General features: G+C 56.1%; 12 protein-coding genes, 2 tRNA genes and 1 other RNA gene. 8 read left to right on the plus strand and 7 right to left on the minus strand.

From position 1 onward, the window contains the following. Window positions 1-53: 53 nt before the first annotated feature. Window positions 54-1628 carry a polyprenol phosphomannose-dependent alpha 1,6 mannosyltransferase MptB gene (gene mptB, locus ACN080_RS06295; protein WP_419113317.1) on the minus strand — a complete coding sequence of 525 codons (1575 nt, stop codon included), beginning with the start codon at window positions 1626-1628 and terminating at the stop codon, window positions 54-56. A 133-nt stretch (window positions 1629-1761) separates the two neighbouring features. On the opposite strand from mptB, the gene orn reads away from it, so the two are divergent. The 3 genes from orn to def all read left to right on the plus strand — a co-directional run bounded on the left by orn (window position 1762) and on the right by def (window position 3278). Next, window positions 1762-2388: an oligoribonuclease gene (gene orn / locus ACN080_RS06300; RefSeq protein ID WP_419099540.1), complete on the plus strand. Its 627-nt coding sequence runs from the start codon at window positions 1762-1764 to the stop codon at window positions 2386-2388. Between the two features lie 170 nt (window positions 2389-2558). Next, window positions 2559-2631 (plus strand) — tRNA-His (locus ACN080_RS06305). Between the two features lie 74 nt (window positions 2632-2705). Next, a complete protein-coding gene (def, locus tag ACN080_RS06310; protein ID WP_419099539.1) occupies window positions 2706-3278 on the plus strand; it encodes a peptide deformylase in 573 nt (190 codons plus the stop codon). 205 nt (window positions 3279-3483) lie between these two features. On the opposite strand, the gene rnpB is transcribed toward def, so the two are convergent. Further along, window positions 3484-3832: RNase P RNA component class A (gene rnpB / locus ACN080_RS06315), an RNA gene on the minus strand. Window positions 3833-3864: 32 nt separating this feature from the next. Between rnpB and ACN080_RS06320 the strand changes: the two genes are divergently transcribed. After that, window positions 3865-4632, plus strand: a complete 768-nt coding sequence (locus ACN080_RS06320; protein ID WP_419113318.1) for a YaaA family protein — start codon at window positions 3865-3867, stop codon at window positions 4630-4632. 102 nt (window positions 4633-4734) lie between these two features. On the opposite strand, the gene ACN080_RS06325 is transcribed toward ACN080_RS06320, so the two are convergent. Continuing rightward, window positions 4735-5634 (minus strand): Nif3-like dinuclear metal center hexameric protein, encoded by a 900-nt coding sequence (locus ACN080_RS06325; RefSeq protein WP_419113319.1) that lies wholly within the window; start codon window positions 5632-5634, stop codon window positions 4735-4737. 67 nt (window positions 5635-5701) lie between these two features. Here ACN080_RS06325 and msrA point away from each other — a divergent pair, with 67 nt between their 5' ends. From msrA to epsC, 3 genes are all read left to right on the plus strand, one after another. Next, window positions 5702-6226, plus strand: coding sequence for a peptide-methionine (S)-S-oxide reductase MsrA (gene msrA, locus ACN080_RS06330; RefSeq protein ID WP_419099536.1), 525 nt, complete (start codon window positions 5702-5704; stop codon window positions 6224-6226). 65 nt (window positions 6227-6291) lie between these two features. Then, complete coding sequence (gene cysK, locus ACN080_RS06335) at window positions 6292-7227, plus strand: cysteine synthase A (RefSeq protein ID WP_419104711.1); 936 nt, start codon at window positions 6292-6294, stop codon at window positions 7225-7227. Between the two features lie 201 nt (window positions 7228-7428). Then, window positions 7429-8013: a serine O-acetyltransferase EpsC gene (gene epsC, locus ACN080_RS06340; protein WP_419113320.1), complete on the plus strand. Its 585-nt coding sequence runs from the start codon at window positions 7429-7431 to the stop codon at window positions 8011-8013. Between the two features lie 158 nt (window positions 8014-8171). On the opposite strand, the gene gndA is transcribed toward epsC, so the two are convergent. The 4 genes from gndA to ACN080_RS06360 form a co-directional block, all read right to left on the minus strand. Next, window positions 8172-9650: an NADP-dependent phosphogluconate dehydrogenase gene (gene gndA / locus ACN080_RS06345; protein WP_419113321.1), complete on the minus strand. Its 1479-nt coding sequence runs from the start codon at window positions 9648-9650 to the stop codon at window positions 8172-8174. 110 nt (window positions 9651-9760) lie between these two features. After that, a complete protein-coding gene (locus ACN080_RS06350; protein WP_419099532.1) occupies window positions 9761-9946 on the minus strand; it encodes a hypothetical protein in 186 nt (61 codons plus the stop codon). Window positions 9947-10063: 117 nt separating this feature from the next. Further along, window positions 10064-10139 (minus strand) — tRNA-Val (locus tag ACN080_RS06355). A gap of 248 nt (window positions 10140-10387) precedes the next feature. Next, window positions 10388-10804: a DUF3052 domain-containing protein gene (locus ACN080_RS06360; protein WP_419099531.1), complete on the minus strand. Its 417-nt coding sequence runs from the start codon at window positions 10802-10804 to the stop codon at window positions 10388-10390. A gap of 368 nt (window positions 10805-11172) precedes the next feature. Here ACN080_RS06360 and aceE point away from each other — a divergent pair, with 368 nt between their 5' ends. Continuing rightward, complete coding sequence (aceE, locus tag ACN080_RS06365; protein ID WP_419113322.1) at window positions 11173-13914, plus strand: pyruvate dehydrogenase (acetyl-transferring), homodimeric type; 2742 nt, start codon at window positions 11173-11175, stop codon at window positions 13912-13914. The last annotated feature ends 58 nt before the right edge of the window (window positions 13915-13972 follow it).

Consider the following 13972-nt stretch of genomic DNA (forward strand, 5'->3'; position numbering starts at 1 on the left):
TATTTCTTTGGGCGGACTCTCCGGTTCGAGTTTTTGGGCCTCTCCCCTATTCCTTAGATACTGACCTCGTAGAGGGAAGAGCGCTGGGCTCTTCGCAGGACTCGACGGGTGGCTGGGTCAAAGAAGACCAGCCAGAAAGCGTAAGCCAAACTCAAGACCACGGCAATAAGACGGCCCATGTTTTGGTCGAAATTATCCAGATAGGGCGAGACAGCCAACTGGTCTGAAACCGCATAGATAACGAAGAACATGGTGGTCAAGAAGTAGAAGTCAAGTTGCCAGTCAGTTCGTACACCAGAGACAACAAAGAATGGGATAAACCACAGCAGGTACCAGGATTGCAGCATCGGTGAGAAAGCCACAACTAGGCCCAGGGCTAAGCCTGCCCTGCGAATCAGGTTCTCGTCTTTACCGCACACCATAGTCAGGACTGCCAGTAACACGCCAGTGAGCTTGCCCAGGTTGAAGAATGTGTCCCGAATACCGTTTGCCAGGGCATTATCACCTGTAATCGACACAATAATCTGGTTAATTTGTAGTCCCAGGAACCCGATGGGAGTGAACCAGATGTACTGCCCACCGGTAGTGGAAAGGGCTGAAACCCAGCCAAAGTTAAGGCCTGTTACCCAGCCCATGAGACCGAGTTGGGCCATTGAAATTGCCAGGGTGAGTGCCCAGAAAACGATGCGGCGTGGCCAGCTTGCCCCACGCCCTGCCCAGAAAAGCCCGATAAAGGGTAGGGCTACCAGGGCAATCGGTTTGACGGCAACGGCAGCAGTCACCAGGGTCACGCCAAGAAGGCAACCCAAGGTATCGCGTCTAGAAGCAGCGTAGTAAACGCCGGCCAGGATCAGTCCGGTCATCAGCGCATCATTATGTGACGAGGTAATAAAAGCTGCGATGAAGAGCGGGTTTGCTACCACCAGCCAGTTGGCGCGAATACCGTTGATACCGTGGAGTTGAGCGAGCTTGGGAACGTAGTAGGCAATCATGGCTACGCCGATGAGTGCAAGGAGCCTAAAGAGATAAAGGGCGGTATCGACTGAATTACCCGACCATTGGGCTACCCATTTCTCAATCACCAGGAATATGGGTCCGTAGGGCGGTGCTGATTCAGACCACATCTGGTCGGCCCCGTATTGGAAGAAGTTGTTAACCGAGGAGACTCCATACTCATAGGGGTTGAGGCCTGACGCCATCACCCGCCCCTGGGCAAAGTAAGAAAAAACGTCCCGGCTATAGAGCGGGAAAGCAAAAAGTTGAGGAATGATCCAGCATAACGCTGCACCCGTAGCCCATTTTTTTGCCCTCGAATCCCAGACCATGAGCTTCTGAACCATGCGGAGCCATTCTCGACACAGCATCATGGAACCTACCACCAGCATGGCGATGCAGGTTACCAGACCGGGAGCGGTGTAACGCAGGGGAATAATCCAGTCGACGCGTCGGAAAAGTGAAGCATCGGCAAGCCAGCCCACACCAAAGGAGGCGAACATGACCAGGAGCGAACCAATGGTTCCAACGATTAGGGTACGTAGTGGGCTACCTGACACATAGTTAGCTGTCTTGGGGTTATAGCGGTGCACAGGGCGGTTACCGGGTTCGATTTGCGCTGTTCTGGGGCTCATGGTCATCCTAGGCGGGCTGAAGATTACACCTGATTTTACCCGGCTCACGCCTTGAGCGAGTACAGCTTCTGCTGGTGGGCCATATTTCCCGAGTTCGGGCCAGCCTGCACACGGTTTGGGGTAGATTGGAGGTGTGTCTATTTCAAATGAACGAATCGTATGGATTGATTGTGAGATGACGGGCCTTTCCTTAGAGAATGATGCCCTGATTGAGGTTGCAGCCTTGGTGACTGACGGGGACCTGAATATTTTGGGCGACGGTGTTGATGTTGTCATTAAGCCTGAGCCCCGGGCCCTTGAGCAGATGGACGATTTTGTGCGGAATATGCACACCGTGTCGGGTCTGCTCGATGAGCTTGATGGCGGTATGACCATGGCGGAGGCCGAACAGCTGGTTCTGGACTACGTCAAGGCCTGGGTACCCGAACCGGGTAAGGCTGTTTTGGGCGGTAATTCGGTGGGTACCGATAAGACCTTCCTGGTACGCGATATGCCGGCCCTGGTGGACTACCTGCACTACCGTGTGATTGATGTATCTACCATCAAGGAACTTTCTCGCCGCTGGTTTGAGAAGGCAACCTATAACGCTCCTGCTAAAACAGGGAATCATCGTGCTTTGGGCGATATTCAGGACTCTATCGATGAGCTCCGTTACTACCGCGGTACAGTTTTTGTGACCGCTCCCGGACCGGATAGTACGACCTGCCAGCGGGTAGCTGAGTCTGTGGCTGAAAGCCGCCAGGAGATCAACCCGGCCTAGCTCTTGTACGGTGGGCTGAGCTTTCTTGGCTGAGACAGTCATTTTCCAACCCTACAGTGAGAACCATCACCTCAATTTGGGGTAGGAAAATTTGCAGGTTCCCCTGGACGCATGTAAGCTAGTATCCGTTGCCAAGACAAGCTGTTGAATCGGTTTGGCTTGAACACATGGTGGTCGTAGCTCAGTTGGCAGAGCGCCTGGTTGTGGTCCAGGAGGTCGCGGGTTCAACCCCCGTCGATCACCCCGAGTGAGAGGGTCGCTACGGTTTGTCCGTAGTGGCCCTTTTCCTTTACCCAGTTTTCCGAGAGGTTGTTCCGATGGCTGTTTTACCTATTGTTGTTCACGGTAACCCTGTTCTGCACCGCCCGGCAGCTCCGGTGACCGTGTTTGATGATGACTTGCGTCAGCTCATTGATGATATGTATGAGACTCAGGAATTATCGAACGGTGTGGGCCTTGCTGCCCCGCAGGTGGGTGTGGGTCTGCGGCTTTTTACCTATAAGTTTGAGAATGAGGATGGTGTGCCTCCCCTTGGTGTGGTGGTGAACCCGGTTCTAACTCTGGGCAAGATTGCTACCACTGACCCTGACCCCGATGAAGAGGTTGAGGGTTGCCTATCTTTCCCCGGTTATTCTTTCCCATTGAAGCGTGCTGAGTGGGTAACTGTTTCTGGTTTTGATGGCCACGGTAATCCCCTAAAGTTTGAGGCGACCGGATGGTTTGCTCGCGTGATGCAGCATGAGACGGATCATTTGGATGGCAAACTGTATGTAAATCGTTTGAACGCTAAGTACAGCAAGAAGTACAAGAAGGTTGTTAAGGCTGAGGGCTGGACCGTTGAGGGTAACTCGTGGGTTCCCGGTGTGGACCCTGACCCTTTCGGCCACTAATTTGGCAGTTTGAGTGTAGGACGCTGGTGCTGGGCACCGGCGTCCTTATGCCTTAAGGGGTCGTGTGGTCTGTAGCGACGGGCCTAGCACCCCGGGTTCTGCCCGGCAAACGGAGCTGTGCCCTGAGCACCAACTGGCTCGGGGCTGACCTTTAAGGGTGTTGGGTCTAGCTACACCGCCCAGTAGGTAGATAGGTAAGTAAGAGAGAACGGGACGCCCGATAAGCCGGGTTCTGTCCCCCATTTCTGGGGTGGCAATCATCCATCTAGGCCCGTCGTTGCCGGCGGGCTCAAGCAGCCTACCCGAGCGCTTCACCGCACTAGTTACTGGCGCGCTCTGTTTGACCTTGCTCCGGGTGGGGTTTACCTAGCTACCGTAGTCACCTGCGGTACTGGTGAGCTTTTACCTCGCCTTTTCACCCTTACCCCGTGGGGGCGGTTTGTTTTCTGTGGCACTGTCCTGCAAGTTGCCTTGAGTCGATGTTATCGACCACCCTGTGCTGTGGAGCCCGGACTTTCCTCGAGGTGTTGCCTCGCGATTGCCTGGGCGTCCCGTTCCGGGTTCCTACTTTACTACAATGGTGGGTATGTTGATTTTGTTTCCACCGTCTGAGGGTAAGTCTGCAGCTGCTGTGGGTGAGCCGGTGTGCCTGGGTGATTTATCGTTTCCGTGTTTGACGGGTGCTCGTGAGGCTGTTGTTGATGAGCTGGTTCGTGTCAGTGCCTTGGAGGAGGCGCCGGAGATATTGAAGGTTGGGGCTTCCCTAGTAGGTGAGGTGGAGCGCAATACCCGTTTGTGGTCTGAGCCTGCGATGGCTGCCGCTCAGGTCTATAGCGGGGTCCTGTTTGAGGCTTTTGGGTACGGTTCGCTATCTGCTGCGGGGCGGGCTCGGGCTGATGAATCGGTGCTAGTGATTTCAGCGGCGTGGGGTGCGGTGCGCCTGGTTGATGCTATTCCTGCTTACCGGCTGTCGATGGGGACCAAGTTGGGTGAGATGGGTGATACCGCTAAGTTCTGGAAGGGTGAGCTGGCTGATGCTCTTGATGAATTTGCGGGCGATCAGCTTATTCTTGATGGGCGGTCAGCGGCCTACGCTAAGGTGTGGTCGCCGCATCCGTCGCGCCACCTGCTGGTGCGGGTGGAGCGGGTGCAGGCTGATGGGGCCCGTAAGGTGGTTTCGCACATGGCCAAGCATTACCGGGGGTTACTGGGCCACTATGTGGTGGAGCAGGGGCTTACCGGTCTTGAGCAGGCTGAAGAACTTGTTCAAGCTCTCAGCGGCGCCTTTGAGGTGGAGCTTGTTGCTCCTACCTCAAAGAAGGCGGGGACGCTCACCTTGCTGGTCAGGGATTAGCCTTTCTACCCCTAGGGTAAGGCAGGCTCACAGCCCCTCTTGGGTGGGGCTGTGAGCATGTTGTAATTGGGGGCCTTGGCGGTTTTCTAGCTGCTGGGCGTTCTAGCCGGCGGTGGAGGCAGAACCCGGTGTGTACCCGGTGCTGACGGTGAAGTCCCAGGGGTCGGTGTTCAGGGTTGAGACGTAGGTGCTGATAGCGAAGCCGCGCTGGGCTAGGGCATCACTCAGAAGCCGAGCGGTTTCTTCCATCCAGAGCCATTCACTGGCGTAATGGGAGCAGTCAATGAGTGCGGGTTTACCGCCGTTCAGCAGTGCCTGTTCGCGGGCTTCTGAAGCGGGGTGGTGGCGCAGGTCAGCGGTGATGTAGACATCGGCCCCGCTGTCACGGGCCTGGGCAAAGAGCGAATCACCGGCCCCGGTGCACAGGGCTACCTTCTGCACGCTGGTTTCGGGGTGCCCTGCGATACGGAGGCCACCGGCTGTGGCAGGGAGGAATACTGCAATTTTTTCTGCCAGTTGGGCCAGGGTCAGGGGCTCGGGTAGGTTACCGACTCGACCGATACCTACCCTTCTTTCGGTTCCCGAGATCAATGCGTTTTTTTCATCGGCTAGTATCTGCCGGTCGGTAATCCCCAGGCAGTCCATAAATGCTTCGTTGGTGCCGTGAGGGGCTGAATCGACGTTGGTATGAGCGCCCAAGAGACCGCAGCCAGCTTCGATGAGAGTATGAACGATTTCGCCCTTGTAGTCTGTAGCGGGGAGGAAAGAGGCTCCTTTCAGCAAGAGTGGGTGGTGGGTGATGAGCAGGCCTGCCTGTTCCCGCGCGGCTTCCTGTGCCGTGGCTACGGTTGCATCAACAGCAAAACCTATACGGTCGACGGGGCGATCAGCTCTGCCTAAGACCAGTCCTGCGGCGTCCCAGCCCTCGGCAAGCTGAGGGGGGAACATCTGGTGAAAGGCTTCGACAATATGAGCTAAGGTCGGGGTTAATAGTTCAGTCATAGCCCTTATTCTTCCACGGTGCTCAGCTCACGGGAATAAAGGGGCATTGTGAGCAGTTGAGGAGAGTATGAAAAGTTTTGTTGTAGGCGGCGGGTGCTTCTGGTGCATTGACGCCGTTTTTCGCCAGTTTAAGGGAATTACCGCCAGTATCTGCGGGTACACCGGGGGCACATCCCCTGATCCCACCTACCGGGAGGTCTGTTCAGGGCTAACAGGGCATGTGGAGGTGGTCAAGGTAGAGTTTGATGAGACGGTAATCCCGGAGGAAACCGTTCTCGATATTTTCTTTGCCTCGCACGATCCCACCAGTTGGGACCGTCAGGGGGCCGATGCAGGCAGCCAGTACCGTTCCGCTCTCTTCTATGCCTCTGAAGAGGAGAAGAACCTTTTTCAAGATGCTGTTCGTCGAGCCCAGAACCTGTGGGACTCCCCCATCGTGACCCTTGTCCAGCCGCTAGAAACTTTCTACGAGGCTGAGGACTACCACCAGAATTACTATGCGCTCAACCCTTACCAGGGCTACTGCATGGCCGTGATTAACCCAAAACTTGCTGCGGCAAGGAAAAGTTACGCTAGGTTTCTTAAAGGGTAAAGCTCTTGCCTGTGCTCTCGTAGACTAGGGAGCGAATTCATTGACTTATTTGAAAGGCTTGCCTCATGACTCAGCTTTACAAGAACATCACCGAGGTCGTAGGCCGCACCCCGATTGTGCGTCTGAACCGTCTCGATGCTGACCTGCCGGGGAATGTGGCCGTCAAGCTGGAATTCTATAACCCCGCTAACTCGGTCAAGGATCGTATCGGCGTAGCTATTATTGATGCCGCCGAAAAGGCGGGTGTACTCAAGCCCGGTGGCACCATTGTCGAAGGTACCTCGGGTAACACCGGTATCGCTCTGGCTATGGTCGGTGCCGCACGCGGTTACAAGGTGATTCTGACCATGCCCGAGACCATGAGCAACGAGCGTCGTGTCATGTTGCGTGCCTACGGTGCCGAAATTGTCCTGACCCCCGGCTCAGAGGGTATGCGCGGTGCTGTGGAGAAGGCAAAGGAGATTGTGGCTTCCACAGAGAATGCTATTCTTGCCTCGCAGTTCTCCAACGAGGCTAACCCTGAGATTCACTATAAGACCACCGGCCCCGAGATCTGGGAAGCTACCGAGGGTAAGGTTGATATCTTTGTTGCCGGTGTGGGTACCGGCGGCACCGTCTCAGGTGCTGGCAAGTTCCTCAAGGAGCAGAACCCTAAGGTCAAGGTTGTTGCTGTTGAGCCTAAGGATTCTCCGCTGCTGACTGGGGGTAAGGCTGGCCCCCATAAGATTCAGGGCTTGGGCGCTAACTTTGTTCCCGATACCCTCGACCGTGAGATCTACGATGCAGTTGCTGATGCGACTATCGAAGATGCTGTCAGCACTGCACGGGAGCTGGGCACCAAGGAAGGTATCCTGGGTGGTATCTCCTCCGGTGCGGCTGTTTGGGCTGCTCTTGAAGAGGCGAAGAAGAGCGAAAATTCTGGCAAGCTGATTGTAGCTGTTGTTCCTGACTTTGGTGAACGCTACATTTCAACTCTGCTCTACGAGGATATTCGCGGCTAAGACGAGACTTTTTGCACGGCTACCAGGTGCCCCTTTGCTACGGTTAGGGGGCACCTCTTTTTTGTGCATTACGCCGGGCCCTCCAGGTAGCAGAGAGTCGATCCCAGTTATTTTTTGGGGCCTACCGGAATATGCTGGGCTACCTGAGCGTTAAAGAGTTCAACATGAAAGTGGCGTGCGAGTCACAGGAAGGGAAGGCCTATGAGTTTCTGGTCAAGACTGAGAGAAGATCTTGAGACAGTGCGTACCCATGACCCCGCAGCCCGCGGCCACCTGGAAATCCTCATTAACTATTCGGGGATGCACGCTATTTGGGCTCACCGACTTGCCCATAAGCTATGGCAAGGTGAATCGACCAAGAGTTTGGCGCGTACGCTTAGCCAGTTCGCACGGTTTTTGACCGGGGTTGAGATTCACCCGGGCGCAACTATTGGCCGTAGGTTCTTTATAGATCACGGTATGGGCGTGGTGATTGGTGAGACTACGGAAATCGGTGACGATGTCATGCTGTACCACGGTGTGACCCTGGGCGGCCGTTCCTTGGAGAAGGGGAAACGCCACCCCACCATTGGTGACCGAGTGACGGTGGGCGCCGGTGCTAAGGTTCTAGGGCCGGTACTGATTGGCCCTGACTCAGCAATCGGCGGTAACTCGGTGGTTGTGCATGACCACCCGGCTGATTCGATTATTACCGGCATTCCGGCGCGTTCACGACCCCGAACCCCCGACGCTAAGAAGCCCCTGGTTGATGCGGTGGAGTATGTAGACCCCACCATGTGGATCTAAATACTAAGAAAGAAGCCCTACCCGGTAAAGGAGTAGGGCTTCTTGATATTTAGTACTGGTCAAGCTCACCCACTAACCTGCCCGGCCAGCTGATGCGTGGCTGGCCTTTTGGGATCTTGGCCGGCACGGAAGCGCATGAAACCTGCCAAGCGCAAACCCTAGTGGGTGTGGGAGTCCTCGGCGTTAATCTCGCTACGGTCACCACTCCACTCGGTGTGCCACATGCCCTCAGCATCAACGCGACCGTAGGTGTGGGCCCCGAAGAAGTCACGCTGACCCTGAATCAGGGCAGCGGGCAGGCGCTTGCGGCGTAGGCCGTCGTAGTAGCTCAATGAGGATGCAAACACGGGGACGGGAACTCCCTCTGCAGTAGCCTTGGCCACAACGCGGCGCCATGAGGGAACCAGGTCTTCCAGCAGCTTCTTGAAGCCGGGAGCCAGCAGCATGTTGGCAGGGGTTTGGTCCTTATAGGCGTCCATAATGACACCGAGCAGTTCAGCGCGGATGATGCAGCCTGCGCGCCAGAGACCGGCGATAACATCGAGCTTGAGATCCCAGCCGTATTCCTTACTTGCCTTGGTCAGCATGTCGAGGCCCTGGGCGTAGGAGACGAGCTTGGAGGCGAAGAGTGCCTTGCGGACGTCCTCGATAAATTCCTCATCGCCAGCGGCTACCGCGGTGGCCGCAATCAGGCCTGCGGGCAATTCTGCCTGTGCCTGGGTGCGAGCGGCGGGGTTTGATGAAGACAGCGCACGGGCGAAGACTGACTCAGCGATGCCTGAGACGGGTGAGCCGAGGTCGAGTGCGGCCTGAACAGTCCAGAGACCGGTACCTTTCTGGCCTGCTTGGTCTGTGATGACATCAACGAGAGGCTTGCCGGTCTTGGCGTCGACCTGGGCCAGAACCTCAGCGGTGATTTCGATGAGGTAGGAGTTCAGGTCCGTGGTGTTCCAACGCTTAAAGATTTCGGCCTGCTCGGCGGGCTCTACTCCGGCAACGGTGCGGAGCAGGTCGTAGGCTTCGCCGATAACCTGCATGTCTGCGTATTCGATGCCGTTGTGAACCATTTTGACGAAGTGACCGGCGCCGTCGGTGGAAATCCATGCGCAACAGGGGTCGCCGTTGGGTGCCTTGGCGGAAATCTTTTCGAGCAGGGGGCCGAGGGATTCGTAGGCCTTGGCGGAGCCGCCGGGCATGATGGAGGGACCCTTCAGGGCGCCCTCTTCGCCACCTGAGACGCCGATACCGACAAAGTGCAGTCCCTTTTCAGCCAGTGCGCGTTCGCGGCGGATGGTGTCGGGGAAGTGGGAGTTACCGCCGTCGATAATGACGTCGCCTTCATCGAGAAGGGGTACCAGCTGGTCAATGACGGAATCAACGGGACCGCCGGCCTTGACCATGATCAGAATCTGGCGGGGCGACTCCAGGGAGTCAACCAGTTCCTGGAGCGTCTCGGTGCGGATAAAGTCACCTTCTGAACCGTGGGCTTTAAGGAGTGCATCGGTTTTTTCAACAGAGCGGTTGTGGAGGGCAACGGTGTAGCCGTTGCGGGCTAGGTTTCGGGCTAGGTTAGCGCCCATAACAGCCAGGCCGGTTACGCCAATCTGCGCCTTCTGTGCAGTCTTATTTTTAGTCATGTCTTAAAGACTACGCCGGTTACTGTCTTTTGTATTTACAGGCCGACTGAGACAAATAAAACTTTCACATATTGGGAGGGAGCGGGGGCACTCCCCCAGCCTCTAATCAGCTAGCTGTTATAGGTGTCCTTAAAGAGGACCCAGACGGCAGCAGCGCCAATTACTAGGGCAACTACAGCGAAGATTGACCAGAGGGTTACGAGAGTGCCTTGCCCTATGAAGAAGAGGGAAATTGCCAACCAGGTGGCTGACAGAAAGACTGCTGTAAAGTTTCTGGGTTTAAAGTTACGATTCATGGCTTTCTTCCGTCACCTAGGGACACGAGGTGTCAGGGCGGCTCATCAGGTGAGTGAGCTTTTAGCCCCTGATAAATCTTAATAAAAGAAAAACCCCGCACAGGGTGCGGGGCTTCTTGGTGGGTCCTACCGGGATCGAACCGATGACATCCACGGTGTAAACGTGGCGCTCTACCAGCTGAGCTAAAGACCCATGTGTCTTCCGCCTTATCTCTCGCGGCGACAGGTAATACTCTACGCAGTCCTAAAGGGCTGTGCAAATCGAAAAGGGGTTCACCTGACCATTTTTAGGTCATTTTTTGCCCATTTTTACCCAAAAACCCCGCATTATACTGCCCTGACATGGGAATATATTCAGGGTAAAAAAATTCCAAAAAATTTTCCAAGCGCTCCCCAGAAAGCCGAAGGGCCCCTTACTAGAGGCCCTTCGATACTCACACTTTACTTGCCCTGGTGGGAAATCAGACGGGTAGCAGTCCATTCCTGAGCCAAGGACTCAGTGGTGGTCACTTTAAGCCCTGCCAAGGGAGCCGCATGCAACACATCTGCCGGAGAAACATAACCTTGACGACCGGATTTAGGTGTCAGCAACCAAATCACACCCCCATCATCAATAGAGGCAAGCACATCCATCAGCCCGTCAACCAGGTCGCCATCATCAGAGCGCCACCACAGAAGAACACCGTCGACAATTTCCTGGTCGTCCTCATCCAGCAACTCAGAACCCAACAAATCTTCTAGAGAGTCTCGAAGATCAAAGTCAACGTCGTCGTCATAACCGAACTCTTGAACCAAGCCGTCTTCGGGCAGGCCCAACATTTCTAGTGTCAGTTTTTGTGCAGCACCAGTGGCACTCACGTGCGTCCTCCAAAATCAAACCGTTAGGGTCCTTAGCTCCCAGGCCCGCATCGTGGAACGGCCCTCAAAGCTATACAACCCTGCTATCAGTACCTACTGAACACTTTTCAGCCCATCAAATCAACAGAACACGACCAAAAACTGCCGGTAAATTTTGCGCTGAACCCAAGCCACCTTAAGTGACGGCTATTTCACACCGGTAAACCAACGTCACCGTGACCTAAAAGGGGATAATTTGTGACAACATAGAAGAGAAGTTGTCTCTGCGACTAAAACTCTTGGCACATGAGACAAGACAAAAGGTTCACCATCGGCAGCACAGTGGCCCCGCGGTGACACAGACCCCTACACCAAAGAGAGGTTGGCTAGTGGGACCCTCAGATACGAACGATCACGTTCTCAGTGCACTGACCAATAGCTTCACTGACATCGACCCCGAAGAGACCAGCGAATGGCTCGAATCGTTTGATGACCTTGTAGAAGCGCACGGCACCGAGCGTGCGCAGTTCATTGTTCGCTCACTCATGCAGCGGGCAGGCCAGAAGTCAATCACCGTCCCCATGGTGACCACCACTGACTACGTCAACACCATTCCTGTAGACCAGGAACCTGAATACCCCGGTGACGAGCAGATCGAACGTCGCTACCGCGCATTCCTCCGCTGGAACGCAGCCGTCATGGTTCAGCGTGCCCAGAAAGCTACCATCGGCGTGGGCGGGCATATCTCCTCGTATGCCGGTGTTGCAACCCTCTACGAGGTAGGCTTCAACCACTTCTTCCGCGGACGCAACCACCCCGGTGGCGGCGACCAGATCTTCTTCCAGGGCCACTCCTCACCCGGTAACTACGCTCGTGCCTTCCTCGAAGGCCGTATCACCGAAGAGCAACTCGATGGTTTCCGCCAGGAAAAGACCAAGCAGGGCACCCACCTACCCTCCTACCCGCACCCCCGGAACCTGCCCGACTTCTGGCAGTTCCCCACCGTATCCATGGGTCTTGGCCCCCTCAACGCAATCCACCAGGCACAGTTCAATAAGTACCTGAATAACCGCGGTATCAAGGACACCTCCCAGCAGCATGTCTGGGCTTTCTTGGGTGATGGCGAAATGGATGAGCCCGAGTCGCGTGGCGCTCTCCAGCTTGCCGCTAATGACAAGCTGGACAATCTGACTTTCGTCGTTAACTGCAACCTGCAGCGACTGGACGGCCCCGTTCGCGGTAACGGCAAGATCGTTCAGGAACTCGAAGCTTTCTTCCGCGGTGCCGGCTGGAACGTCATCAAGGTTCTCTGGGGCCGTGAGTGGGATGCCCTCCTCGAAAAGGACAAGTCCGGTGAGCTTGTTCGCATCATGAACGAAACCCTGGACGGTGACTACCAGACCTACAAGGCAGAGTCCGGTGGCTTCATTCGTGAGCACTTCTTCGGCCAGACCCCCGAGACCAAGGAACTGGTTGCGGATATGACCGACGACGAGATCTGGGCCATGAAGCGCGGAGCCCACGACTACCAGAAGGTCTACGCCGCCTTCAAGGCAGCCATGGAACACAAGGGCCAGCCAACTGTCATTCTGGCGCAGTCCGTTAAGGGCTACGGTCTGGGTGCTAGCTTCGAAGCTCGCAACGCTACTCACCAGATGAAGAAGCTATCCATGGAGGACCTCAAGCAGTTCCGTGATCATCTGCGTATCCCCATCTCTGACGAAGAGCTGGAGAAGGACCTCTACAACCCGCCTTACTACCACCCCGGTAAGGACTCCGAAGAGTACAAGTACCTCATGGCCCGCCGTGAGGAACTAGGTGGCTTCATCCCCGCTCGTAAGAATGTCCAGCCCGAGATTACCCTGCCCTCCGAGAAGGCCTACAAGGGTGCTTTCAAGGGCACCGGTAAGCAGATGGCCGCTACCACCATGACCTTTGTGCGCCTGCTCAAGGACCTCATGCGTGAGAAGGACTTCGGCCACCGCATCGTCCCCATCATCCCCGATGAGGCACGAACCTTCGGCATGGACTCCTACTTCCCCACCGCTAAGATTTACAACCCCAACGGCCAAAACTACCTGGCTGTTGACCGTGAACTGATGCTGGCCTACAAGGAATCACCCGAGGGCAAGATCATTCACGTAGGTATCAACGAAGCAGGTGGCACCGCCGCTTTCACCGCTGTCGGCACCTCCTACGACACCCACGGCGAACCCATGATTCCCGTCTACATCTTCTACTCGATGTTCGGCTTCCAGCGCACCGGCGATGCCTTCTGGGCAGCCGGTGACCAGCTCAGCCGCGGTTTCATTATGGGTGCAACCGCAGGCCGCACCACCCTGACCGGTGAAGGTCTGCAGCACGCTGACGGCCACTCGCCGATTCTGGCCGGTACCAACCCCGCCGTCATCCACTACGATCCCGCCTTCGGCTACGAAATTGGCCACATCGTCAAGCGCGGTATCGAGCACATGTACGGCACTGGGGACGAAGACCACAACGTCATGTACTACATCACCGTCTACAACGAGCCCATTCAGCACCCCGCTGAACCTGAGAACCTCGATGTTGACGGCCTGCTTGGCGGTATCTACCGTCTACATGAGGCAAAGAACGACGGGCCCCGTGCCCAGATTCTCGCTTCGGGTGTAGCCGTTCCCTGGGCAGAGAAGGCACAGCAGATTCTGGCCGATGACTGGGGCGTTTCCGCCGATGTCTGGTCAGTTACCTCCTGGACCAACCTGCGCCGCGACGGCCTAGAAGCTGAGCGTGAAATCCTTCAGGATCCCACCGCCACCCCACGCACTCCCTTTGTTGCCAAGCAGCTTGAGGGTGCAACCGGCCCCATCGTGGCCGTGTCTGACTACCAGACCGACCTCATGGACGGTATCCGACAGTTCGTTCCCAACGAATTCGCAACCCTGGGTACTGACGGCTTCGGCTTCTCCGACACCCGCGCAGGCGCACGCCGCTTCTTCAAGATTGACGCCGAGTCCATTGTCGTCCGTACCCTGCAGATGCTGGCAAAGCGAGGCGAAGTACCCGCCGATGCGCCCGCCAAGGCATTCGCCCAGTACGATCTGAACAACATCAACGCCGGTACCTCAGGTACCGCAGGTGGTGATGCCTAAGCAGTAGGGCAATAGCTCTGACTGCCTAGGCCCAGGCAAGCCCCCGAGGGAACTCGGG

The sequence above is a fragment of the Rothia sp. CCM 9416 genome (genome assembly GCF_048513535.1).
Classification (GTDB): domain Bacteria; phylum Actinomycetota; class Actinomycetes; order Actinomycetales; family Micrococcaceae; genus Rothia.

Bases quoted from the DNA above. Each gene is read 5' to 3' on its own strand.
- epsC (WP_419113320.1), top strand. From the start codon at position 7,429: ATGAGTTTCTGGTCAAGACTGAGAGAAGATCTTGAGACAGTGCGTACC.
- ACN080_RS06320 (WP_419113318.1), top strand. From the start codon at position 3,865: ATGTTGATTTTGTTTCCACCGTCTGAGGGTAAGTCTGCAGCTGCTGTG.
- ACN080_RS06325 (WP_419113319.1), bottom strand. From the start codon at position 5,634: ATGACTGAACTATTAACCCCGACCTTAGCTCATATTGTCGAAGCCTTT.
- msrA (WP_419099536.1), top strand. From the start codon at position 5,702: ATGAAAAGTTTTGTTGTAGGCGGCGGGTGCTTCTGGTGCATTGACGCC.
- mptB (WP_419113317.1), bottom strand. From the start codon at position 1,628: ATGAGCCCCAGAACAGCGCAAATCGAACCCGGTAACCGCCCTGTGCAC.
- ACN080_RS06350 (WP_419099532.1), bottom strand. From the start codon at position 9,946: ATGAATCGTAACTTTAAACCCAGAAACTTTACAGCAGTCTTTCTGTCA.
- def (WP_419099539.1), top strand. From the start codon at position 2,706: ATGGCTGTTTTACCTATTGTTGTTCACGGTAACCCTGTTCTGCACCGC.
- cysK (WP_419104711.1), top strand. From the start codon at position 6,292: ATGACTCAGCTTTACAAGAACATCACCGAGGTCGTAGGCCGCACCCCG.
- gndA (WP_419113321.1), bottom strand. From the start codon at position 9,650: ATGACTAAAAATAAGACTGCACAGAAGGCGCAGATTGGCGTAACCGGC.